Source organism: Streptomyces sp. NPDC048639, assembly GCF_043199075.1.
GTDB lineage: Bacteria > Actinomycetota > Actinomycetes > Streptomycetales > Streptomycetaceae > Streptomyces.
Map to the genome: position 1 here is coordinate 654,229 of NZ_JBICVP010000001.1, position 22,096 is coordinate 676,324.

Genomic DNA, 22,096 nt, shown 5'->3' on the forward strand with positions numbered 1-22,096 from the left:
CCTCCCCGCACTGCCGCGAATGCGTGAGCGGGAGAGTGATGCGAACAACATCACGGACCCCACCAAATTTTCCCGGCTCACACAGGCGTACGCTGTATGGCAGTTGGTGCCGCCCCTGCCGCTTCCCTGCGACGTCGCGGCGGGGGAACGGGACAGGGAGAAACGGGTGCTGGAGAGTCTGGAGTTCGACAACCTGGGGGCTCTTGCCGTCACCCCCTGGATCTACGTCGTCGTCGCCGGCTCCGTCCTGCTGGACGTGTTCCTTCCCGTCCTGCCGAGCGGTGTCCTGGTCATCGCCGCGGCGACCGCAGCCGCCGGGACCCGCGCCGCGGACGCCGTCGGTACGAACGCCGAAGTCCCCGACATCCTGGCCCTGGTGCTGTGCGCCGCGACGGCCTCCTGCCTCGGTGACCTCGTCGCGTACCGGCTTGCCTGGCGCGGCGGCGACCGGCTCGACCGCGCCATCGCCCGCTCGCGCAGGCTGACGCGCGCTCAGGCCCGGCTCGGCGCGGCCCTCATGCGCGGCGGCGGCATGCTCGTCCTCATCGCCCGCTTCGCCCCTGCCGGACGTTCCGTGGTCAGCCTCGGTGCGGGCGCGATGCACCGCAGGGCCGCCGAGTTCCTGCCGTGGTCCGCGCTGGCGGGTCTCGCCTGGGCCGGATACAGCGTCGGCCTCGGCTACTTCGGCGGACAGTGGCTCGGCGCGACCTGGCTCGGTACGGCGGTATCGGTGCTCGCCCTCTTCGCGGCGGGCGCGGGCGCGGCGTACGCGCTGCGGCGGCCGGTGGCGAGGGAGCAGCCCGGCGCCTGACGCCGCTGCTGCTCCGGCGGGCCGGCGGGCCGGTACGAGGCACGGTCGTGTACGCGGCTGCGCGGCCGCGTACGGGCCGCTGCGTCAGGGCACTTCGCGCAGATAGAGCGCGCCGCAGGTGTGACAGCAGATCTCGCGCGTCCTGCCCCAGTCCTCTTCCGGACGGGACGCGGCCACCGGATCGAGGGCGCGCCCGCACATGGCCGTCGTCCCGGAGCCGCGGACCATGTGCCAGGTCTTCACCGGGCCGAGGCCGCCGAGCCGACCGGACTGGCCGGGGGCGGCCGCGCGGTGTTCGGCGCGCAGTTCGTGCGTGGCGTGCACAGCGGCCACAACCGCTCCCTCCGGCTCGGGGATCCGCCCGGCACTCAGCGCCCGGACCGCCCGACTGCCGGCCGTCCGTTGCGCCTCAGGCCGAGGCGCGCTTCTTCGCCGCCGTCTTCTTCGCCGCGGTCTTCTTCGCGGCGGTCTTCGCGGTGGTCTTCTTCGCCGTCGACGTGCTCTTCTTGCCCGAAGGCTCCTTGGCGGAGGACTGCGCGGAAGTCTTCTTCGCCGCGGTCTTCTTGGCCGCTGTCTTCTTCGCTCCGGACTGCGCGGTGCTCTTTCTCGCAGCGGTCTTCTTCGACGCGGCCTTCTTCGCGGGCGCCTTCTCACCCTCGCCCCGCCCCTCCTGGGCAGCCTTGACGCTGCTCTCCAGGGCGGCCATCAGGTCGATCACCTTGCCGCCGCGTTCGCGCTCCTCACCGACCGGCGCGGGCTCGGTGCCCTCCAGCTTCGCCGCGACCAGGGCCTCCACGGCCTCCCGGTACTCGTCGTGCAGCTCGTCGAGGTCGATCTCCCCCAGGGTGTCCATCAGAGTGTCGGCGAGGTCGAGTTCGGCGTCCCGGACCGTCACCTTCGCGTCGGGCGCGATGCCCTCGGGCTGCCGGATCTCGTCGGGCCACAGCATGGTGTGCATGGCAAGGGTTTCGCCCACGACCCGCACCATGCCGAGGGTCTCGCGCCCGCGGAGCGCGAGCTTGGCGACGGCCACCTTCTCGCTGCGGTTCAGCGCCTCGCGCAGCAGGACGTACGGCTTGGCCGCCCCGGCGCCGTCGGGCGCGAGGTAGTAGGAGCGGTCGAGCTGGAGCGGGTCGATCGTGTCGGCCGGGACGAACGCCAGGATGTCGATGGTCTTGGCCGTCGGCAGCGGCAGCGAGTCGAGGTCCTGGTCGCTGAGCGGCACGGTGGTGCCGTCGGGTGCCTCGAACGCCTTCGTGATGTCCTCGTTCGACACCTCGACGTCTTCCAGCTCGCACACCTTCCGGTAGCGGATGCGCCCGCCGTCGGCCGCGTGCACCTGCCGGAAGGAGACCGAGTGGCTCTCCGTGGCCCCGAACACCTTGATCGGGATGTTGACCAGGCCGAAGGAGATGGACCCTTTCCAGATCGATCGCACGATTCATCCCTTTCGTGGGATTCTCATGGTATGTCGCAGATGACGGAGGTGGAGGGGCGGCGACTGGCCCTGAGCAATCTCGACAAGGTGCTCTATCCCAACGGCTTCACCAAGGCCGAGGTCCTGCACTACTACGCCACCGTCGCCGGCGCCTTCCTCCCTCACCTCCGCGATCGCCCGCTGTCCTTCCTGCGCTATCCGGACGGCTCGGAGGGCCAGCACTTCTTCGCGAAAAACCTCCCCCTCGGGACCCCCGACTGGGTGAGGACGGCCGTCGTACCGCGCTCGGGGGCCGGTGAGACCGGCCGGCACGTCCTGGTCCAGGACCTGCCGACGCTGGTGTGGGCGGCGAATCTGGTCACCGAGTTCCACACCCCGCAGTGGACGGCGGACACACCCGGCACGGCCGACCGGCTCGTCTTCGACCTCGACCCCGGGGCGCCCGCGACGATCGTGGAGTGCTGCACGGTCGCCGGCTGGCTGCGCGACCGGCTGGCCGCGGACGGGCTGGAGGTCTTCGCCAAGTCCAGCGGCGCCAAGGGACTGCACATCCTGGCCGCGCTGGAGCCCGTACCGTCCGAGCAGGTCACCGCCTATGCGAAGGCGCTCGCCCTGGAAGCGGAGCGCGAGCTGCGGAACCTCGCCATCCACCGCATGGCCCGCCATCTGCGCCCCGGCAAGGTCTTCGTCGACTGGAGCCAGAACACGGCCGCCAAGACGACCGCCGCCCCCTACACGCTGCGGGCCCGCCCGACCCCCACGGTCTCCGCCCCGGTGACCTGGGACGAGGTCGAGGCGTGCGCCCGGCCCGAGGACCTGGTGTTCGAGGCCGGGGACATCCTGCCGCGCCTGGAGGAGCACGGTGACCTCTTCGCGCCGCTCGTCGAGCCCGGGCACGCCCACCCCCTGCCCGGTGCGGCCGGGTGAGCCCCTCGCCCCGGCCTCCGCTGCGGGTCGCCCTGGCCCGCTCGGTCGATGTGCTGGCCCGCGGCCGGTACGCGTACGAGCCGAAGTTCGACGGTCACCGCCTCGTCGTCTTCCGCACCGAGCGGGGCGTGCAGCTCCAGGCCCGCTCCGGCCGCATCGTCACCGACTCCTTCCCCGACCTCGCGCGGGCCGCGCGGGCCCTGCCGCCCGGCACGGTCCTCGACGGCGAGGTCGTCATCTGGACGGGCGGGCGGACCGACTTCGCCGCCGTCCAGACGCGCGCCATGGCCGGACGTACCCGCGCCGCCGCCCTCGCCCGTGAACTCCCCGCCTCCTACGCGGCGTTCGACCTGCTCGGTTCCGGCTCCGCGGACCTGCGCGGGCACCCGTACGAGGAGCGCCGCGAAGCCCTCGTCGAGCTGCTTGCCCCGCTGGGGCCGCCGCTCCAGCCCGTCCCCGTGACCACCGACCCGGAGACGGCCACCGCCTGGTACGAGTCGCTGCGCGAGGTCGGGGTCGAGGGCCTGGTGATGAAGCGGCTCGACCACCCCTACCGCGGCGGCCGCCGCGACTGGCTGAAGCTGCGGCACAACGAGACGCGTGACGCCGTCGTCGTCGGCTACACCGGACCCCGCACCCGCCCCAGGAACCTGGTCCTGGTCCTGCCCGGCGACGACTCCCCCGTGCTCTCCGGGCGCCTGCCGCCGAACCTCCAGGCCGCCCTCGCACCGGCGCTCGGCAGGCTCGGCCCGCCCACCGACGAGGCGCCGGGCGGGCGGCGGAGCACACCCGACGGCACCACGCTCTACACCCCCGTACCGCCCGATCTCACCGTCGAGATCCTCTGGACGGAGACCCGTACGCCGATCATCACCGTCCTCAGGCTGCGCGGCCCGGAGTAGCGGCCCTGCCCCGCAGGAATGAACCGTCCCCCACGCGCTTTTGGCGCGCCCGCCGACCGGGGCACCGCATCGGGCATGGCACGCACTTCCCGACTCCTCCGGCTGCTGGCCGCGGCCGCCGCCCTGCCCCTGCTCCTCGCGGCCGACGGCGACGCACCGCTGCCCGAACGCCTGGCGGACACCGGCGGCGGCACGCAGCTCATCACGGCCGAGGCCCCCGCCCCGTCCTCCACCACCGGCACCCTGACCTGGTGGGAGAAGCGGGACGGGGCGTGGCGGCGGGCAGGGTCCGCCCCCGCACGGTTCGGGGCTGGTGGCCTGACCGAGGGCAGGACCCGCGAACAGGGCACGTCGACCACCCCCACCGGGCTCTACGACCTGCCGTTCGCCTTCGGTACGCGCACGGCCCCGGCCGGCACCTCCGTCCCGTACCGGGTGATCACCGACCGGTCCTGGTGGTGCCAGGACACCCGCTCCACCGCGTACAACCGGTGGGTGGAGCCGCTGCCGCCCGACTGCGCCGCGAAGGAGGCCGAGCACCTGGCCTCGTACGGCGTCCAGTACGCCCGGGCGCTCGTCATCGGCTTCAACTACGCCCGCCCGGTCAAGGGCCGGGGCGCGGGGATCTTTCTGCACGTGCACGGCCGGGGCGCCACGGCCGGCTGCGTGTCCGTGCCCGCGCGGGCGATGGAGGCGATCCTGACCTGGGCCGACCCCGCGGACCGGCCGCACATCGCCATCGGCACGCGCTCGGGCCCCCCCGCGATCACCCGGTACTGACGGCGCCTCCTCGCCGCCGGCGGCCCCGCTCCGGCCTCCCCGGGCGGCGCCCGGCCGACCCGCCTTACGCTGAAATGACGGCTTTGTGGCGCCGTCCCGCCCGGGCGGCGCGCGCCGACGCAGGGAGGCCGATGTGACCACCGTGTCCAACGAGGCGTACCGCACGGGCAGCCCCCGCTACCTGCCCATCGCCGAGCACGGGCTGATCGGAGACCTGCGCACGGCGGCGCTGGTCGGCACGAACGGGACGATCGACTGGTACTGCTGCCCCCGGTTCGACGCACCCAGCATCTTCGCGTCGATCCTGGACGCCGACCGCGGCGGCTCCTTCGAGCTGGCCGCGGACGTACCGGCCCGGACGAAGCAGTTCTACTTCCCCGACACCAATGTGCTGATCACCCGCTTCTTCGCCGAGGACGGGGTCGGCGAGATCCAGGACTTCATGCCGATCGTCGACGCCGAGGACTCCCGCGAGACCGACCGGCACCGGCTCATCCGGCGTGTGCTCTGCGTCCGCGGCTCCCTGCCCTTCCGCGCCCGGGTGGCGCCGCGCTTCCACTACGGCGAGCAGCCCCACACCGTCCGCATCACCGAACAGGGCGTCGCCGTCTTCGAGTCGGACGGGCTCTCCCTCGCGCTGACATCCACCGCACCGCTGGAGATCGACGGCACGGACGTGTGGTCGCCGTTCAAGCTGCGCGAGGGCGAGGTCGCGGTGTTCGCCCTGGACCACGTGGGCGGGGAGGCCGATCTGCGCACCTGCCCCGAGCGCGAGGCGGAGCGGCTCTTCGACGCGACCGTACGGTACTGGCGCGGCTGGCTGGCGGCGTCGAAGTACCGCGGGCGCTGGCGCGAGATGGTCCACCGCTCCGCGCTCACCCTGAAGCTGCTCACCTACGCCCCCACTGGCGCCATCGTCGCCGCCCCGACCACCAGCCTGCCCGAACAGATAGGCGGCGAGCGCAACTGGGACTACCGCTACGTCTGGATCCGCGACGCCGCCTTCTGCGTCTACGCGCTGCTGCGGCTCGGATTCACCGACGAGGCCAAGTCCTTCATGCGCTTCCTGTCCGACCGGGTCGGCCTGCGCAACAACCCCTCCGACGGACCGCTGCAGATCATGTACGGCATCGACGGACGCCACGACCTGCCCGAGCGCGAACTGCCGCACCTGGAGGGCTATCTGCACTCCGCCCCCGTACGCGTCGGCAACAACGCCGTCGACCAGCTCCAGCTCGACATCTACGGCGCCCTCATCGACTCCCTCTACCTCTACGACAAGTGGGGCCAGCCGCTCTCCAGCGACCACTGGGACACCGTCTGCGATCTGGTCGAGTGGGTCTGCGCGCACTGGGACCAGCCCGACGAGGGCGTCTGGGAGACCCGCGGCGGCCGGAAGAACTTCCTCTACTCACGACTGATGTGCTGGGTCGCCATCGAGCGGGCGATCCGGATGGCCAACCACCGCGGCCTGCCCGCCGATCTGCAGCGCTGGTCCCGCACACGCGACACGATCTACCGCCGGATCATGAGCGCGGGATGGTCGGAGAAGCGGCAGGCATTCGTGCAGCACGAGGACGACGACGTGCTGGACGCCTCCGTGCTGATGATGCCGCTGGCGAAGTTCATCTCCCCCACCGACCCCAAGTGGCTGTCCACCCTGGACGCCCTCGGCGAGGACCTGGTCTCGGACTCCCTGGTCTACCGCTACGACCCGCAGGCCAGCCCGGACGGCCTCCGCGGCGAGGAGGGCACGTTCTCGATCTGCTCCTTCTGGTACGTCGAGGCCCTGACCCGCGCCGGGCGCACCGCCGAGGCACGTCTCGCGTTCGAGAAGATGCTGACGTACGCCAACCACCTCGGCCTGTACGCGGAGGAGATCGGCCGTACGGGCGAGCAGCACGGCAACTTCCCGCAGGCCTTCACGCATCTCTCGCTGATCAGCGCGGCGTTCAACCTGGACCGCGCACTGGGCTGAGGGGCGGAGCCTCCTCGGAAACGCCTCTCGTACGAGGGGCTCGCAGCGGGCCGAACGATCCGCGCGGGCACGCACCCGTGTGTCCTGCCCGCCTCGGACGGCACGGAGGGTTCTGATATTGCCGTGGCACTGCCTGCGGCACGCGACCCGCGACTCCGGCGACATGTGAACGGCGTACTGCTGAACCTCGCCGTCACAGGCGCGTACTACGTGTCGGGCAAGCTCGGGCTGGAACAGGAGCTCGTCCGCGGGCAGATCACCCCGCTCTGGCCGCCCACCGGCATCGCCGTCGCCTGCCTTCTCCTCTTCGGTCTGCGCGTATGGCCGGGGATCGCACTCGGCGCCTTCCTGGTCAACGTGCCGCTCGGCCCGTCCGGCTGGGTCTTCGCGATCGTGCTGGGCAACACCGTCGCGCCGCTGATCGCTTACGCCCTGCTGCGCCGCGCGGACTTCCGTACCGAGCTGGACCGGCTGCGGGACGCGCTGGCGCTGGTGTTCCTCGGCGCGCTGCTGGCGATGCTGGTCAGTTCGACCATCGGCACCGGTGCGCTCGTGCTCTCCGGGGCCCTGGACGCTGGCGAGTTCTGGCCCGCGTGGTCGGTGTGGTGGACGGGCGACGCGATGGGCGTCCTCGTCGTCGTCCCCATGCTGCTCGTCCTGCGCACGGCCTGGCCGCTCCGGCGAGTGCTGGCGGTTCCCGCGTGGCGATGGGCGGAGGCGGTGGCGCTGCTGGCCTGCACGGCGCTGGTCGCGCTCGGGTCGCTGAACAGCACCCTCAACATGCTGTTCGTCATCTTCCCGTTCCTGATCTGGGCCGCCTACCGCTTCCAGCTCCCCGGGGCCGCGCCGTGCGTGCTGATCGTCTCGGTGCTCGCGATCTTCGCGGCCGGCTCGGGCTCGGGCCCTTTCGACGGCCACGACCTCTTCGCCCAGATGTTCACGCTGCAGGCGCTCAACGGCTCGGCGGCGCTGACCGCGCTGGTGCTCTCGGCCATGGTCACCGAGCGGAACGAGACGCGGGAGCGGATCGAGGCGGTGTGCGTCCAGCTCGCGGAGGTTGTGGTACGCCTCACGCCCGGGGAGCCCGGCAGGCCCGGGCGGCGTCGGGGCGAGGGCAAGGACGGGGAACGGTAGGCGGGGACGGACGGAGCGCGGGCCCGGGGCGGCGCGGCCGGTCGAGAACCGCGCGGCCCCGGGCTGGCGGCAGAGGGCTCAGCCGTCGATGCCGGTGCGGCTCAGCCGTAGGTGTAGAACCGCGTGTGGTCGAGCATGTCCTCGGGCGTCACGTCGTTCCACGGCTTCATGGTGTCGCGCAGGCTGACGACGTTGCGGACGGGACTGGTCGGCACATAGCCGGAGTCGGGGTGAAGGCTCTGCCAGTCGGCCCACAGCTTGTCGATGAAGCAGTGGTGGAGCCAGAAGACCGGGTCGTTGGGCGAAGCCCCGGACGTCATCTGGCCGCCGACCCAGACGTGCACACGGTTGTGCAGGTTCGGGCCGCGCCAGCCCTCGACGGAGTTGCGGAAACTGTCGGATCCGCTGTTCCAGGGGGCGGCGTCGTAGACGGGCATGGCCAGAACGGCGTCCACCTGCGCGCGGGTGGGCAGATCGCGTACGCCCACGCCGAGCGCACGGCGCAGGTAGGTCCGGCCGTCGACGCGTATGTTCATCGGCCAGTTGCCGCCGCCGAAGGCGAACGGGCCGGAGGTGACGCGCCCGTCGCCGCTCCGGCCGTCACCGCCGAGGAAGGAGTCCGCCCAGAGCGAGCTGCTCGGCGAGCGGTCGGTCGTCCAGTCCCAGTAGGGCAGCATGACGGACGAGTCGACGGACTGCAGCGCCTCCTCGAACTGCAGGAGGAAGCGGCGGTGCCAGGGGAGGAACGAGGGCGAACGGTGGCCGGTCCGCTCGCCGTTGTCGGTGTCACCGGTGATGAAGGCGTTGTGCGTGGTGATGAACTCGTCATAGCGGCCTGCACGCTTGAGTTCGAGTATCGCGTCGACGAAGTTCCGCTTCTCGGTGGCGGTGAGATCCGCCTGGTTCTTCCGGTCTGCCATGTGGAGGGTTCCTCTGCGAGCTCGGTCGTGATCGGGGATGTGACGGGGACGGGGACGGGTGCGGCGTCGGAAGAGGTCAGCCGGTGCCGACCATCACGACGAGGTCCGAGCCGTTCAGCTCCCGTACGGCCGCGCGGGCGACGGATCGGGGCGAGGCGTGCGTCTCGTAGTGGTTGACGACGCTTATCCAGGTGCTGTCGGCGTTCTGCATCACGTGGAGGTCGTCGTTGTCGACGCGGACAGCGAAGGCCATGCCCTCGTGTCCGCCGTGGCCTCCATGGCCTCCGTGGTCCCCGCCGCCGCCCGGTCCTTCCGCGGACGGCCAGCCCTCTATGTGGCGGCCGAGGTAGACCTCGTCGAACGGCTCGGGCACCTCAGCCGCCGCCTTGCCTTCGTGGGCGGTGTGGGCGTTGTGCGCGGCGTGCGATGCGCGGGAACCGGTGGCACGGGACGCGGCAACGGCGGCGGGCGCGGCCAGCGCGGCTCCCACCAGGGCGAGTGCGCCTCCGCGCAAGAACTGACGGCGGTCGGGACGAGACATGGTTCGACCCCTCTCATTGGGTTCATCGGCTTCCGCGGAGGGCCCCGCGGAAGGGGGCGGCTCTTCATCCGCTCACGGGGTGATCACGTCTGGTCATGAGGCGATCACCTGCAGCCACATGCTGGCAGCGCCCCACGGATCGCCAGAACGCAAGAGAGGTGTTTGAGCATGAACAAGACAATCTCCGCAGAGAGGTGAAATGTTCAACGGCGTCGATCTTGTGCGGGCGAATGAGGAGCCGCCTCGTGGAGCGAAATATTCCGCGCTTTGTGTACAGCTCAGCCGAAAAATCTCCTGCCCATGTTCCGAAACAGTGAAATCTCTCACGGCATCAACTCGACCGGATTCCCGGGCAGTTGGCCGTGGTCATGCCTCGGCGGCACGGGACGGCGACCGCTCCATGCGCGCCGGCGGCCGGAGTCCGCTTCGTACGCCGCCCTCCGCGGGGAGCCGCTGTGGGTGCAACCGCGGCGTCGCGGTTCCGCCTCGACGCACCGACCCCATGTCAGATGGGCGGTTCTGCACCGCTGCTGGGGACGGAGAACGGCACCACGTCTGCGTGGCAGCGCTCCGGACCACCGCGCGTACCGGGACCCACCGGCTCCGAGGCCGCCTACATCTGATCGAGACGGCTCTCCCGCGCGACGTCCGGCTCGGCGTCGGGGCCGAGGCAGACCGCCCGATGAGCAGGCCGCACGAAAGCAGTGGGGAACGGCTCGACTCCACGGATCCGCACGGCGACACGGCCATGTCCCTGTACGTCCACCAGCCGCCACCGAAAGCGGCGCGGAACCCTCTCCGCCGGCAGATCTTTCGTGGCCAGATGGACCCACCGGTCGTAATTCGTCGGGCAGGGCACAATCGGCGTCCTGCACGCGGGACATCGCGGGGGCTCACCCGCAACGAGTGCGTTTCCCTCCGCGTCGTAGCCGGGCGAATCCGTAGCGCCTTCCTGGAGGGCGAGTTCATTGGATGTGATGTTCCAACAACGCTCGCAGAGAAGGGCAATGAGCTTGATACGCCCACGCTCGCCCACGGTCCCGTTTCGGCAACCACAGCGCTGACATGCGAGCCCACCACGACCACGGTTCGTATTCGCCCCCATGCCAGTGAGAGTGAACTCCCTTTCGCGGGCCGGACAGGGCGCGCTCGGGGGCGCGTCAGCGCGCGCCGGAGCAAGCCGACACCAAGCCCCCGAGGAGAAGTGTCCCGCAAGTCACTGGGAACGACACTGGGCAACTCAGGGAACTCGCGCATGCACAACACCCATACGACCCCACCACTGCGTCACGGCGATGCCTCATCAATTCGCTTGAGGCAGTGTGCACTTGAGCATCGATAACGGGTCGTTTCCTCCACGATCCAAAGCTTCCCATCCGTTCCTTGCCGTGTTGCGCATCCTCCCCGGCAAGCACCCAGGAGAGATCCTCGTGGAAGAGAAGAGGTGATACGGGCCGTGCGGCACACACCGCGGCGCTCTCAGCGCCTGCGTCTCCGCTGCCGTCTCCGCTGCCGCCTGCCGCCGGGCGGCGGCAGGCGGCCGTCGGACGAGCAGCACCACGACCGCGAAGGCTCACCGGGCTCCCGGAGGCGATCGCGGCCGGTGGAGCGTGGGCGTTGCGTAGCCGGTTCTCCACCGCCGACTCTCGCGCTCCCGGCACCGCCTCCACGGCAAGCGGCACAAGGATCATCGGGGGGATTGTTCGCAGAGCAATCCCCTCACGCACAGCCGTGACAGCTCGAGGACGACAGCGAGAACACCGCCACCGTCGCTCCATGTCCCCGTGCGCGCAACACCACACAGTGCACGGAGCCTTTCGGTCTGAATGCGTAACGCATCAGCCGGTTGATCCACACGGAAACAGCCTCACCATCTACGAACGATGAGGGAGGCCCCTCCAGCCCGTAATGAGTGCACTCACGGTGCCGACGAGAAGAAGAGCCCATCCGACAGGCACGAGCGCGAACTGCTCATGGAGAACACCATTGTCGTCCACGCTTGATCCCGAGGCGATGTTGACGACAAAACTGAGCGCCCCCGCCCACAGCAGCGCAGCGCTCACACGCCAAGCCGACCGATGGGACATACCCTTCACCGCTTTCCACGTCGCGGTGCCCAACGTCACAGCCACGCATGCAAGCAGCGCCATCTGCAGAAATGTCCCGTCCATTCTCGATCCTCCCTCGTGAAGCTTCTCCCCATCACGAGGACGCATTCCAAAACCTCATGGTTGCGCAGGCATGGGGAACTCCTCGATTCGTCCGAGCGGTGATACTCGCTGAGGGACTCGACGCGGCGTTGATGCCGACCAGTGATGTCAACGGACGAACCCCCACCTCCGCTCGGAAGATGGGGCCGCAAGCGTCTGGCTCAGCTGTGGAATCGGATGTCATCCGTTGCCGTCGGGGTCGCCCGCTCTTGGTGTCGGAGGTGGGAGTCCCGCGCCGCTGCCGGAAGGCTCACTGGTAGATCGTGTCGCGGTCGTGGTTCCACGGAATTCCAGGATTCCGGGTTCAGGTGCGGACGCAGTCTTGAACGACCTGGCGGGCCAGCCGGCTCTTCGATTCGCGGAGTTCGTACTCGATGGCATCCGCCCCGGCCGCGTCGAGCGTGACAGCAGCAGGCTGTGCCGCCCCGAGGGACAGACGGGCCACACGCAGGCTGCTGGATGGGAGGCCGGAATCCTTGGCCGGGCTGCCCAAGGGGTCGGAGTCTGTCGTCGTCACATTGCTGAGGTCGACACCGTGGAGCCTCTCCCGCTCGCTGTCGGGCAATGCTGCCACGTGTGCGGCAACCTTTGCCCAGAAGTCCGGGTACGTGCTCTGCCCGGCGCGAGTCCGGCTGAACGTATGCGCAGCAATCGCCATTCGGTTCACCTCGACGTTGACGACATCGGCTAGGTGCCGGTCACGCAGGGCGGAGACAGCGGCCTGGGTGGAAGCTATTCGGGCGGCCACGGCATCCGCCTGGAACTCCGCGCGCCGCGCCCCCGGCAGCGTGAGCCGAACCAGCAGCCGGGCCGCGCCCCTCACCACCAGTCCTGGAATCCCCAGCGCCCAATTCGCCAACTTCCCACGGGCGTTGAAGCGATACAAATATTCTGCCATCTGGTCCGCGTGCCGCAAGAGCAGGGGGGCAGGGACAGCCGACTCCGACGTGTCGGGCCGCTGTTCCATCAGTTTCGCTCCACCAGCCAGTGAACCGAGCGCGATACCGACCAGCGCCCCGCGTCGGATATCGCGAGATACGAAATGCCCGAATTCATGCGCAACAGCGGCGACCCGCTGCTGCGGTGCCAAGGTCAGCCAGAGGGGGAGGCCGAGCTCCATCCGCCGCCTGCGCCGGATGCCATAGGTGGAGACCCGTACGGCAAAGTCCGCGCTGACCTGCACCGCATCGAGGCGCCGCACGCCGGCCGTGGCCGCTATGTCATCCAACAGCGCGTAGAGGGCCGGCGCATCCATCCGTCGCAGCGTGGGCAGATCAGGGTCGAGCTTGCCGAAACGGGGGCGCATGGGGACGGCGAATCCGAGCATCAACAGTCCGATCAGTGGCTGCACGACCGTCTTCAGGCCGAGAACGACCAGGAGCAAACCACCGGTCAACAGCCCCGCCATCAGAAGATGCACCAAACACGCGACGCCATAGGCGGAAACCGTCGCCAAACCCGCCCGGTCGGGCACAACAACCTCGCCCCCAGCGGATACCCCTCGCCCCCGCATGGCCTCTCCCCCGGTTGATCGCTGAAAGAACAGGTAAGAAACCGCCGGCCAGGAGGTCGACGGCCGCTTTCCACATCCGTGCCATACAGCGTGCAGTATGTCCTCTGGGGAGGATTCCAGGATCCTCCTTCAGGCGGAGATTGCCGACGAGGGGTATGAGACCACGCGGGCATTCGGATCTTCCGGAAGTGGTGCGTCCTCTCACCGGCCCGCCGATTCCGCCGGACCCGGACGAAGCGCGATCCGGCAAGGACACGTTCAAGTCCTATCCGGAGACGGTGACCAGAATCATCAGCAAGGAATTCAGCCCGCCGACGGGCATGATCGCATCGATTCCGGGCAGCGGCACCGAGTTCCCGGCGACGTACGTCCACCACTGCCACATTCTCGAACACGAAGACGACGACCTGATGCGCCCGTGGACGATCGTCGCCCCCGACGACCACGGCCACGGCGATCACGGCGACGGCGGCCACGGCGGTGGCCACGGCGGTGGCCACGGCAGCGGCAGCGGCGACCACGGCCACGGCCACTGACAGATCGATCGACCCGCGTGTGCCGGTCCACGGAAGGCGGCCCGGACCGGCACGGACGTCGTGACCCGACCCTCCCGGGATCCTTGCAAGCACGGCGCCCGCAAGTCTCTCCACCAGTTGGCACGCGGGCGGGCATCCAGCAGCAACCACGTACTGCCCTGGCTGCCACTCCGTCTGCCATCGACGCACACACCGTGGAGCGGGCGTGATTCCTGTCGGGCTGTGCCCAGGATGAGTCGGCTCGGGTGGCCCTCGCTCACAACCGTTCGCGGCCCGCGGTGACTTCAGCGAGCACCGGCTGCTCGACCGTGCGACCCCAGGCCGGGTAGATCAGCAGCCGTCGCTGGAGCCCCAGCCGATGCCGACCGAGACCGGACACGTCTCATGGCCCATCAGCAGCTAGTCCCCCGGCAGTTGGCCGCCTGATCGGGGTCGTCCACGACCACACCGGCGTGACCATGCTCGGTGCGCGCAGTCGAGCGCAGGCCTTCTGGCATGTGAAGGCACGACACCCCCGGCGACGGCTTCTCCAGCACGGAAACCGCAAAGGCCCAGGCGTCCGGACACGCACCGGATGACCTGGGCCTTCGTCACACCATGGGATGGGTGGGCACAGACGGATTTGAACCGCCGACATCTGCTTTGTAAGAGCAGCGCTCTACCGCTGAGCTATGCGCCCGGGGATGAGCTGACAGACTACATGGCACGCGCACCCCGGCCGCAAACGCATTCGTGTCGTACAGGTACGGGGAACCGGCAACTGACCGGCCCGTGTGTTCGTCACTACCTGGTGGGAGAATGACACCGGGTGTTCCGGGCGGATGCGGACATGGCGAACAGGGCACGGGAGAGGGATGTGACGGCGAAAGACGCGGAGCCGTATACGCGGTCGGCACGCCGCCGTCGACGGACCGGTCCGGGGGCCGGGCCCGGGGGCCGGGGCGGTGGGCGGGATCTTCTCGTGCTCATGGGCCTGCCGCTGGTGCTGCTCGGGGTCGCCGTGCCCGCATCGTTCGCCGGCGGGGGCACCCGCCGCTGGTGGGGCCGCGGGGAGAACCACCGGGCGGACGCGCAGGCCGCCAAGGACGCGGCCGCCGCGGCGTTCTACGAGCTCGACACCGCACAGCGCGATCTGCGGATCTCCATCGAGACGATCACGGCTGTCGACAATTCGCCCAGGGCCCGCAAGACCGCCGAGGACTTCCAGGCTCTCGGGCAGCGCATCGACCAGGCCAGTCACGACTACATCAGCGCCGTCGACGCCCACGACCTGGACCGTGACGACCTCGAGGCCTCCGCCGCGGCACGGGCACGGAGCGACCTGACCCGGGCCAAGGACGAGCTGGAGCGGGTCAAGCGCGACCTCGACCGCTTCGGCGAGAGCCTCGGCCCGCTGCTCGACCAGGCCGAAACCCAGCTCGCGCGGCTCGCACCCGCCGTCGAGCGGGCCCGGCAGGCGCTGCTCGCGGCGACGAACGCGCTGGATGCCGTACGGGGCAAGGGCCTGCGCGCCGACGACCTCGCCGCCCGCCTCGCCGCCCTCTCCCCCGAGCTGACCATGCTCAACCAGGGCGCCGGCCGGCACGGTGTGCAGGAGACCCTCCGCCGCGCCGACCAGGTGCTGCGCGAGGCCGAGACCGTTCGCAGCGAGGCCGAGCGCCTGCCCGAGCGCGCCACCGAGATCGACCGCCGGCTCGTCTCCCTCCGCACCCGCGCCCAGGCCCTCACCACACGGGCGGACGGCGTCGAGCCCATCCTCAGCGAGCTGCGCCGCCGGTACGCCGTGGCCTGCTGGCAGGACCTCCAGCATGTGCCGGAGCAGACCGCCCAGTCCGTTGCCGAGGGCGAGCAGAAGCTCAAGGAGGCGCAGAAGGCGCGCGATGAGCAGCGCTGGCCCGACGCGACCGCGCTGCTGAGTACGGTCCGGGCGCTGCTGAACGCGACCGACGAGGCCGTCTCCGCCGCCGGTGAGCGGCTGCGCCGGCTCGACGAGGTCTCCTTCGACCCGTCGAAGGAGATCGAGCGGACCCGGTTCGCGATCCGCGACGCCCAGCGCCTCGCGATGGCCGGGCGCAGCACGCCGGACCCCCGGCACGCGAGGCCTCTGGACGAGGCCGTGCTGCGGCTCAACCGGGCCGTCGCCGGTCTGGAGGGGCGCCACCCCGACTACTGGCACTTCCTGACCGAGACGGAAGGCGTCCGGCAGACGGTCGCCAAGGTCGTCGGCGAGATCCGCGAGGAGCGGGGCGCGGGCAGCGCCTGACCTGCGGCTCGTCTGCCGTTGCGCATCCGGCCAACGGTGACCGGGTGCGTACGTCAGGTGCGCAGCCGACGGCCGTCCGAGGCGTGGTTCAGGCGGCGAATGGTCGCGTGCTTCCAGGGTCGGGCAGTTGCCGTGTCACCTCTCCGGCCACTGATCGCCGTCGTGAGGTACGACGACCACCTGGTCGGCGCCCTCGTAGACGATCCGCCCGGGGTCGGACGACTCAACCCGCCGGAAGTCGACACCGTGCGTGGCAAGGATCTCCAGATAGCCGTCCACCCTGCGGATCAGGGCACGGGACGAGGACTTGAACCACGACACAGCTCCGGGGTTCCGGTCGTGGTCGTAGACCGTCGGGTCCACGGTCGAGGGGTTCGTGTAAGCAGCGTTGTACCAGTCGTTGTTGGTTCGCCGGAAGTGCTCCTGTTCGGGGGTCAGCTTGCCGTCCCGCGCGAGGTTGTTGACGAGGGCGAACACGCCGGGGAAGTGTCCCCGTGGGTGACGGACCGGGCTCTGGAACCGTACGTACGAGGCCATATCCGGTGACGCTCCTGCCGTCTTCTCGATCATGACGAGGGATGCTTCCATCGCGCTTCTGCCATGTGCCAGTCCCAGGTGAGGTGCGTGACCGGGCTCACTCAGGGGCGTACGCGACGGACCGGTACGTAGACGGCTCCGGTTCCCTCTGGCGCCCTTCGGCGTCCCGGCAGATCCTGGGTTCATGGCCTCCAGCCACACCGGAAGGGCGCTCCCTGGCGGCGGCCGTTCGACGGGCGGTCGCCAGGGCGGGACGGGCCGTGGTCCCGGTGGCCGGTTTCCCGAGCGGCTCGCCCGGCGCGCCCGGCTCGATGAGCATCTGCCCGTCGATCACCGGCTCAGCACCGTCTACCGCATCGGGGCGGGGCTCATGGGTCTCGTTCTCGTCGCCTTCGGGATCCTCGGGCTGATCGACCGGATCGGGTTCTTCGACACCGGCGGCGACACGGTGGCCGGGCTGAACACCAACGGCGCCCTGAGCGTGCTCTCGATCGTCGTCGGGTTCGTGCTGTTCGGCGGGATGCTCATCGGCGGCAACGTCGCGTCGTCGCTCAACATGTGGCTGGGCGCGGCCTTCCTGCTGAGCGGATTCGTCAATCTCGCGCTGCTGGAGACCGACGTCAACGTCCTGGCGTTCCGGATCCAGAACGTCCTGTTCAGCTTTGTCTTCGGGCTGCTCCTGATGACCTTCGGGATGTACGGGCGGGTGAGCGGTCATCTGCCGCACGACAACCCGTACTGGCGCGCCCGCCACCCCGGCCTGCTCGCGTACGAGGAGCAGGCGGCGCTGCGCGCGCGGGGGCGGCGGCTGGCCATCCAGGCGCAGCACCCTCCGCCGGAGCACCAGCCGGCGGACATCCCTGACACGGTGGGGCCGGGTGCCGGGGGCAGGGGCGGGAAGACCGAATCCTGACGCCGGGGCGGGGGGGGAGACGGTCGGAGGACGGTGCGACGCCACCGGCGGCTGCGCACGGTTAATCTGTCGCCATGCCCCGTTACGAGTACCGCTGCCGGTCCTGTGGGACCACCTTCGAGCTGAGCCGCCCGATGGCCGAGTCCTCGGCGCCCGCGTCGTGCCCGGACGGCCACGACGACACCGTCAAGCTGCTGTCCACCGTCGCCGTCGGCGGCAGTGCGGCCGCCTCCGCGCCCAGCAATGGCGGGGGCGGAGGCGGAGGCGGCGGGTGCTGCGGGGGCGGCTGCTGCGGCTGAGCCATACCGGAGGGCCTGGCGCCGTGCCGCCCGAAAGGCCGGGCTCCCCGGAGGCCGGGCGCCGCACCAACCGGAGGCCTGTGGTCCCGGGAGGCTCGGGCGACCCGGCGTTTGCCTGCCGCGCAGCCACGCCGTCGGAGGCCGGGCCGCGCGCTTCGCGGCCCCGCCACCGCACCGGCCTCAGCGCTTGCGCGCCAAAGTCAGGCCGTCCGCCACCGTCAGCATCACCGCTTCCATGCGCTTGTCCGCCGACACATGGTCATTGAACGCCCGCATCGCCGCCGCCTGCCCGGACGCCGACGGGTCCTGCACACGCCCCTGCAGGAAGACGTTGTCCACCGCGATCACCCCGCCCTCGCGCATGCGCGGCACCAGCGCCTCCCAGTACGCGACATAGCTCTCCTTGTCGGCGTCCAGGAATGCCACGTCGATGTGCGGCTCCTCCGGCATGGCGTTCAGCGTCTCCAGCGCGTCGCCGATGCGCAGGTCGACCCGGTCCGCGACGCCCGCCTTGGCCCAGGCCTCGCGCCCGTACACCGTCCACTCCTCCGACTTGTCGCAGGCGACCAGCGTGCCGTCCTCCGGCAGGGCCTGCGCCATGGCCAGTGCGGACAGGCCGGTGAAGGTGCCGACCTCGACGACGTGCCGTGCTCGCGTCAGCCGGACGAGGAACGCCAGCAACGGCGCCTGCTCCTGGGCGACTTGCATGATCGCGGCGTCGCCGAGCTTCGTCTGCGTGGTCTCGATGAGTTCCCGCTGCACCGGGTCGAGCGGCGGGTTGTGCGCCAGGACGTACGCGTAGAGGTCGGGCGTGACCGGGACACCCTTGATGTTCTGCGAGCCGTCGGTCCGGTGATCGGAGGAAGGAGTAGGCATACCGCCATCCTTGCTCAACCGACGGCCGCAAGCAGCACAGCTCGCAGAATCTCCTCTCCCGCCGCGACTCCGCGCCGGTCAACTGCCGTGATACGCGGCGCTGTCCAGCCGGTTTCGGCCAATTCTCCGTGGCCCGGCCGCCATCCGCGGTCGCCCGCCAGCAGCAGGTCCGCGTCGAGCAGCGAGTCGCCGGCCGTGAGGATCTCCCGGGCGCCGGAGCGGCGGGCGACCTCGGCGACCGCAGCGCTCTTGGTGAGCGGCCCCGGAACCGCGTAGATCTTGCGGCCCTGGAGCGAGACCGTCCAGCCGCGCTCCTCCGCCCAGGCCGCGAGGTCCTTGACCCAGCTGTTGGGGAGGAGGGCCCGGTCCACGACGAGGTACGCGAAGAGGTCCTCGGCGACGCGCTCCTTCAGCAGCCAGGCGGGGTCCGCCGTACGCACCAGGTGCTCGCGGACCTCGGCGAGCGGCGCGCAGCCCGCCTCCAGCGAGGCCAGGACCTGCGCGTGCCAGTCGGGGTCGGCCACGCCGTCGACGAGGATGTGGCCGCCGTTCGCGCAGATCGCGTAGCGCGCGGCGGGGCCGGGGAGGTTGATGCGGCCGTACTGCTCGCGGGTGCGGGTCGTGGTGGGGACGAACACGGTCTCGCGCGCGAGCCGGTCGAGGAGCACCGCAGCGGTCTCGGTCATGTACGACAGCGGCTTGCGCTCGTAGACCTCCACGCACAGCAGCCGCGGCGCCTGCGCGTCCGGCATGTCCAGGGCCAGGGCGGCGGCCGAGTAGATCAGGGTGCGGTCGAGGTCGCTGGCGACGAGGACGGGGCCGGTGGACCGGCCGCTGCCGCTGCCCGCGGGGGCGGTGAGGGGGCTCATCAGGTCGTCACCGCCTTGCCGTCGGCGCCGGTTGCACCGCGGGTGTAGCGCGGATGGATGAGGCCGACGCAGGTGTAGGGCAGGTCGTCGACCTCCTCGACGGGTACGCCGCGCTGCTCGGCGAGCAGGGTGATGTGGTCGAGGTCCGCTCCCGCTCCGCGCCGCGCGAGAATCCGCCAGGGCACCCGGCGCAACAGGACGCGTGTCGTCTCGCCGACGCCGGGCTTGACGAGGTTGACGTCGTGGATGCCGTACTCCTCGCTGATCCGCTCGACGGCCTCCCACCCCTCCCAGGTGGGCGAACGGTCCGCCGCCAGCAGGGCCTTGACGTCCACCGCGACCTCGTCGGCGACCTCGTCGAAGCGCGCTGCGACGGTGTCGACGAAGAGGCTCGAGACGTCGGAGCCGGCCAGCTCGCGGTAGAACTTCGCGCCGTGGAACTGGCCGGGCCCGACGAGGTCGGAGCGCAGCACCGTACGTGAAATCAGCCCGGAGACCGTGGAGTTGAGGCATGCGGAGGGGATGAGGAAGTCCTCGCGTGTGCCGTACGTGCGCACGCAACCGCCGGGGTCGGCCAGGACGGCGATCTCCGGGTGGAAGCCGGGGAAGCCGGCCAGGGCGTCGGCGAGTTCGCGGGTGATGGCGCCCTTGCCGGTCCAGCCGTCGACGAAGACGACATCGGCCGGATCGTGGTGGTCGGCCAGCCAGCGCAGCGCGGCGGTGTCGATGCCGCGCCCGCGGACGATCGAGACGGCGTAGTGCGGGAGGTCCAGGCCGTGCGCGTGCCGGGCCCAGCGCCGCATCAGGACGCCGACGGGCGTCCCGGCGCGGGCCAGCGACACCAGGACGGGGGTCGAGCCGGAGCCGCTCCGGCCGCTCCGGAGCGGGACTTCGGCCAGCACCGTGTCGGTGACCGTGCCGACGGCGCGGGCGATCCGGGTCGCGGACGCGTCGAGCGCGGCGCGGAACAGGTCCTGGTACTCGGCGCTGGGCTGATACTCGACCGGCAGCGACTCCGCGTAGTGCGCCCCGCCGCGCTGAATGGCCTCCTCGCGCTCCTCGGTCGGCGCTTCGAGCCGTACGGCGGAGAAGTCCTGCAGCAGCCAGCCCACGTCGCCGGGGGCGTAGGAGGAGAAGGCCGGGCCGCGGAGCGGTTCGGGCCGGGCGGACGGTCCCGGCCGGGCGGATGCCCCGGGCGTCGCGGCGGCATCCCGCGCCGCGGCGGTACTCGGCAGCGCTGCGATATCCCGCTGTGCGGCGGTGTCCCGCGCAGCGGCGGCACTCCGCGGTACTGCCGCAGCCTCGGGTGCGTAGCTGGGGACGACCGCGAGCAGCAGGCAGTCGGTGTGCGCAGCCAGGCGCTCCAACAACCCGCCCGTTGCGTGCAGTTCGGGGGTGTCGGCGGCTGAGTCGACGACGGCGACGACCGCGTCGAAGCCCGCGCCCGCGACGTTGTACGCGAAGCGGTCGCCCGGGCCGTCCGCCGGGTCGTCGTGCGCGGGGAACGACAGTCGGGTGCGGATGGCGTATCCGGGGTCGTCGACGGCCAGGACCGGCGACCGCGTGGTGGTCGAGAACCGCACCTCCGCGCCCACGGTGCCCTCCAGCGCGGCGGCGAGGCGCAGTGGCGCGTACATCAACTCCTCGCAGCCGAGGACGAGTACGCGAGGCGTCGGCGAGTCGGGGCCCAGCCCGTCAGCGCCCTCCACGCCCTCCACACCCTCCGTGCCCTCGGCGCCTTCCGGGAGTCCCGCGACCCGCAGTGCGGCCCGGATACGCGCGGCCATCCCGGGCAGGGCCGCCTCCAGACGGGCGCGGTGCTCCGGCGTGAAGCCGTGCCGTCCGCCGTCCGGCACCCCTGCGGGCCAGGCGAGGTCGACGCGTTCGGCGTGGGTGCGTAGGGGCGCGGCGCGCCCGGCGTCCCGTTCGTGCTCCTCGACGAGCGCCTGCCCGCGGGCCAGCACGTCGTCCGGGAGCCGCACCGTGCCCGCGGCCAGCGCCACCAGGTCGACGCGCGCGCCGAGTTGGGCCGCCAAAGCCTCCAGGCGGTCCCGGTCGGCGGCCGCGCGCATGTCGACGAGCGCCACGATCACGTACCGCTCGCGCGGGTAGCGGGCGTGCAGCGCGGCGATGGTGTTCAGGACGGTGTTGCCGGTGGAGAACTCGTCGTCGACCAGCACCAGCGGCCCGTCGCCCGTCAGGAGCGCCGGGTCCTCGGGCAGCAGCAGATGCGATGTGGCGTGACTGTGGGACTCCTCGAATCCGCCCGCGGGTTCGACGCCGTGCACGGGCCGCCGGGTGGAGTGCAGATACGGGGCGAGGGCCAGCCCGTCGGCGACGCTGTGGCCGAGGCCCGTGGCTGTCTCCGCGTAACCGACGACCACCGCGCGTGCCGCCTCGGTGTCGCCGAGCAGCTCGCGCACGCGCTCGCCGAGCCGGAGCCCGGCGCCGTACACCGTCTCCGGCCGCTGCGGTACGTGCTTGCCGAGGACGTTCGAGACGAGCAGGTGGGCGCGCTTGGTGTTGCGCCGAAGTGCCAGCCCGAGCAGCCCGGTCAGTTCCGCGTCGCCCTCCAGCCCGACGCCCAACCGGTCCGCGACCCACTGCCCCGACCACTCCATACCGCGCCCATCTCCCGTTCCGGTCACA

The 22,096-nt window shown here is 70.9% G+C and carries 22 protein-coding genes and 1 tRNA gene; 10 read left to right on the forward strand and 13 right to left on the reverse strand.

What is annotated here, in order from left to right:
• Positions 1-19: 19 nt before the first annotated feature.
• Positions 20-811, forward strand: a complete 792-nt coding sequence (locus ACGFNH_RS02805; protein ID WP_393651169.1) for a DedA family protein — start codon at positions 20-22, stop codon at positions 809-811.
• A gap of 84 nt (positions 812-895) precedes the next feature.
• Here ACGFNH_RS02805 and ACGFNH_RS02810 read toward each other — a convergent pair whose 3' ends face one another.
• Together ACGFNH_RS02810 and ACGFNH_RS02815 are read right to left on the reverse strand one after the other, a co-directional pair.
• Positions 896-1,144 (reverse strand): hypothetical protein, encoded by a 249-nt coding sequence (locus tag ACGFNH_RS02810; RefSeq protein WP_393651170.1) that lies wholly within the window; start codon positions 1,142-1,144, stop codon positions 896-898.
• A 76-nt stretch (positions 1,145-1,220) separates the two neighbouring features.
• On the reverse strand, positions 1,221-2,249 hold the full coding sequence (locus tag ACGFNH_RS02815) for a Ku protein (RefSeq protein WP_393651171.1): 1,029 nt from the start codon (positions 2,247-2,249) through the stop codon (positions 1,221-1,223).
• A 30-nt stretch (positions 2,250-2,279) separates the two neighbouring features.
• On the opposite strand from ACGFNH_RS02815, the gene ligD reads away from it, so the two are divergent.
• From ligD to ACGFNH_RS02840, 5 genes are all read left to right on the forward strand, one after another.
• Positions 2,280-3,176 carry a non-homologous end-joining DNA ligase gene (ligD, locus tag ACGFNH_RS02820; RefSeq protein WP_393651172.1) on the forward strand — a complete coding sequence of 299 codons (897 nt, stop codon included), beginning with the start codon at positions 2,280-2,282 and terminating at the stop codon, positions 3,174-3,176.
• The gene (locus ACGFNH_RS02825; RefSeq protein ID WP_393651173.1) at positions 3,173-4,078 is read left to right on the forward strand and encodes an ATP-dependent DNA ligase; all 906 of its coding nucleotides are present in this window, start codon (positions 3,173-3,175) and stop codon (positions 4,076-4,078) included. The genes ligD and ACGFNH_RS02825 overlap by 4 nt, the downstream gene beginning before the upstream one ends.
• Positions 4,079-4,153: 75 nt before the next feature.
• Positions 4,154-4,858, forward strand: coding sequence for a L,D-transpeptidase (locus ACGFNH_RS02830; RefSeq protein ID WP_393651174.1), 705 nt, complete (start codon positions 4,154-4,156; stop codon positions 4,856-4,858).
• Positions 4,859-4,991: 133 nt separating this feature from the next.
• Complete coding sequence (locus tag ACGFNH_RS02835; protein WP_393651175.1) at positions 4,992-6,836, forward strand: glycoside hydrolase family 15 protein; 1,845 nt, start codon at positions 4,992-4,994, stop codon at positions 6,834-6,836.
• 129 nt (positions 6,837-6,965) lie between these two features.
• Positions 6,966-7,970, forward strand: a complete 1,005-nt coding sequence (locus ACGFNH_RS02840; RefSeq protein ID WP_393651484.1) for an MASE1 domain-containing protein — start codon at positions 6,966-6,968, stop codon at positions 7,968-7,970.
• Positions 7,971-8,071: 101 nt separating this feature from the next.
• On the opposite strand, the gene ACGFNH_RS02845 is transcribed toward ACGFNH_RS02840, so the two are convergent.
• From ACGFNH_RS02845 to ACGFNH_RS02865, 5 genes are all read right to left on the reverse strand, one after another.
• Positions 8,072-8,890, reverse strand: coding sequence for a tyrosinase family protein (locus ACGFNH_RS02845; protein WP_393651176.1), 819 nt, complete (start codon positions 8,888-8,890; stop codon positions 8,072-8,074).
• A gap of 76 nt (positions 8,891-8,966) precedes the next feature.
• Entirely contained in the window at positions 8,967-9,431 is a 465-nt protein-coding gene (locus tag ACGFNH_RS02850) for a tyrosinase family oxidase copper chaperone (protein WP_393651177.1), read from the reverse strand.
• Between the two features lie 613 nt (positions 9,432-10,044).
• On the reverse strand, positions 10,045-10,536 hold the full coding sequence (locus ACGFNH_RS02855) for a DUF6083 domain-containing protein (protein WP_393651178.1): 492 nt from the start codon (positions 10,534-10,536) through the stop codon (positions 10,045-10,047).
• A gap of 769 nt (positions 10,537-11,305) precedes the next feature.
• On the reverse strand, positions 11,306-11,647 hold the full coding sequence (locus ACGFNH_RS02860) for a DUF3955 domain-containing protein (RefSeq protein ID WP_393651179.1): 342 nt from the start codon (positions 11,645-11,647) through the stop codon (positions 11,306-11,308).
• Between the two features lie 298 nt (positions 11,648-11,945).
• Complete coding sequence (locus ACGFNH_RS02865; RefSeq protein WP_393651180.1) at positions 11,946-13,115, reverse strand: M48 family metallopeptidase; 1,170 nt, start codon at positions 13,113-13,115, stop codon at positions 11,946-11,948.
• Between the two features lie 317 nt (positions 13,116-13,432).
• Here ACGFNH_RS02865 and ACGFNH_RS02870 point away from each other — a divergent pair, with 317 nt between their 5' ends.
• Positions 13,433-13,690: a hypothetical protein gene (locus tag ACGFNH_RS02870; RefSeq protein ID WP_393651181.1), complete on the forward strand. Its 258-nt coding sequence runs from the start codon at positions 13,433-13,435 to the stop codon at positions 13,688-13,690.
• A gap of 256 nt (positions 13,691-13,946) precedes the next feature.
• On the opposite strand, the gene ACGFNH_RS02875 is transcribed toward ACGFNH_RS02870, so the two are convergent.
• Complete coding sequence (locus tag ACGFNH_RS02875; protein ID WP_393651182.1) at positions 13,947-14,069, reverse strand: hypothetical protein; 123 nt, start codon at positions 14,067-14,069, stop codon at positions 13,947-13,949.
• Positions 14,070-14,297: 228 nt separating this feature from the next.
• A tRNA-Val gene (locus ACGFNH_RS02880) sits at positions 14,298-14,369 on the reverse strand.
• Between the two features lie 177 nt (positions 14,370-14,546).
• On the opposite strand from ACGFNH_RS02880, the gene ACGFNH_RS02885 reads away from it, so the two are divergent.
• Positions 14,547-15,953: a hypothetical protein gene (locus ACGFNH_RS02885; RefSeq protein WP_393651183.1), complete on the forward strand. Its 1,407-nt coding sequence runs from the start codon at positions 14,547-14,549 to the stop codon at positions 15,951-15,953.
• Positions 15,954-16,088: 135 nt separating this feature from the next.
• Here the strand turns inward: ACGFNH_RS02885 and ACGFNH_RS02890 are convergent, their stop codons facing one another.
• Positions 16,089-16,541 (reverse strand): hypothetical protein, encoded by a 453-nt coding sequence (locus ACGFNH_RS02890; protein ID WP_393651184.1) that lies wholly within the window; start codon positions 16,539-16,541, stop codon positions 16,089-16,091.
• 133 nt (positions 16,542-16,674) lie between these two features.
• Between ACGFNH_RS02890 and ACGFNH_RS02895 the strand changes: the two genes are divergently transcribed.
• Entirely contained in the window at positions 16,675-17,403 is a 729-nt protein-coding gene (locus ACGFNH_RS02895) for a DUF4383 domain-containing protein (protein ID WP_393651185.1), read from the forward strand.
• Positions 17,404-17,477: 74 nt separating this feature from the next.
• The gene (locus ACGFNH_RS02900) at positions 17,478-17,702 is read left to right on the forward strand and encodes a zinc ribbon domain-containing protein (RefSeq protein ID WP_393651186.1); all 225 of its coding nucleotides are present in this window, start codon (positions 17,478-17,480) and stop codon (positions 17,700-17,702) included.
• Between the two features lie 180 nt (positions 17,703-17,882).
• Here the strand turns inward: ACGFNH_RS02900 and ACGFNH_RS02905 are convergent, their stop codons facing one another.
• Genes ACGFNH_RS02905 through ACGFNH_RS02915 form a run of 3 tightly spaced genes read right to left on the reverse strand, consistent with a single transcriptional unit; the run spans position 17,883 to position 22,068 of the window.
• Positions 17,883-18,578: an O-methyltransferase gene (locus ACGFNH_RS02905; protein ID WP_393651187.1), complete on the reverse strand. Its 696-nt coding sequence runs from the start codon at positions 18,576-18,578 to the stop codon at positions 17,883-17,885.
• 14 nt (positions 18,579-18,592) lie between these two features.
• Positions 18,593-19,447 carry an HAD family hydrolase gene (locus ACGFNH_RS02910; protein WP_393651188.1) on the reverse strand — a complete coding sequence of 285 codons (855 nt, stop codon included), beginning with the start codon at positions 19,445-19,447 and terminating at the stop codon, positions 18,593-18,595.
• A complete protein-coding gene (locus tag ACGFNH_RS02915; protein WP_393651485.1) occupies positions 19,447-22,068 on the reverse strand; it encodes a phosphoribosyltransferase in 2,622 nt (873 codons plus the stop codon). The genes ACGFNH_RS02910 and ACGFNH_RS02915 overlap by 1 nt, the downstream gene beginning before the upstream one ends.
• Positions 22,069-22,096: the final 28 nt, after the last annotated feature.

Coding starts and splice junctions, on each gene's coding strand:
- ACGFNH_RS02805 (WP_393651169.1), top strand. CDS start 20: ATGCGTGAGCGGGAGAGTGATGCGAACAACATCACGGACCCCACCAAA.
- ACGFNH_RS02910 (WP_393651188.1), bottom strand. CDS start 19,447: ATGAGCCCCCTCACCGCCCCCGCGGGCAGCGGCAGCGGCCGGTCCACC.
- ACGFNH_RS02900 (WP_393651186.1), top strand. CDS start 17,478: ATGCCCCGTTACGAGTACCGCTGCCGGTCCTGTGGGACCACCTTCGAG.
- ACGFNH_RS02890 (WP_393651184.1), bottom strand. CDS start 16,541: ATGGAAGCATCCCTCGTCATGATCGAGAAGACGGCAGGAGCGTCACCG.
- ACGFNH_RS02855 (WP_393651178.1), bottom strand. CDS start 10,536: ATGGGGGCGAATACGAACCGTGGTCGTGGTGGGCTCGCATGTCAGCGC.
- ACGFNH_RS02845 (WP_393651176.1), bottom strand. CDS start 8,890: ATGGCAGACCGGAAGAACCAGGCGGATCTCACCGCCACCGAGAAGCGG.
- ligD (WP_393651172.1), top strand. CDS start 2,280: ATGTCGCAGATGACGGAGGTGGAGGGGCGGCGACTGGCCCTGAGCAAT.
- ACGFNH_RS02915 (WP_393651485.1), bottom strand. CDS start 22,068: ATGGAGTGGTCGGGGCAGTGGGTCGCGGACCGGTTGGGCGTCGGGCTG.
- ACGFNH_RS02860 (WP_393651179.1), bottom strand. CDS start 11,647: ATGCGTCCTCGTGATGGGGAGAAGCTTCACGAGGGAGGATCGAGAATG.
- ACGFNH_RS02830 (WP_393651174.1), top strand. CDS start 4,154: ATGGCACGCACTTCCCGACTCCTCCGGCTGCTGGCCGCGGCCGCCGCC.
- ACGFNH_RS02895 (WP_393651185.1), top strand. CDS start 16,675: ATGGCCTCCAGCCACACCGGAAGGGCGCTCCCTGGCGGCGGCCGTTCG.
- ACGFNH_RS02905 (WP_393651187.1), bottom strand. CDS start 18,578: ATGCCTACTCCTTCCTCCGATCACCGGACCGACGGCTCGCAGAACATC.
- ACGFNH_RS02850 (WP_393651177.1), bottom strand. CDS start 9,431: ATGTCTCGTCCCGACCGCCGTCAGTTCTTGCGCGGAGGCGCACTCGCC.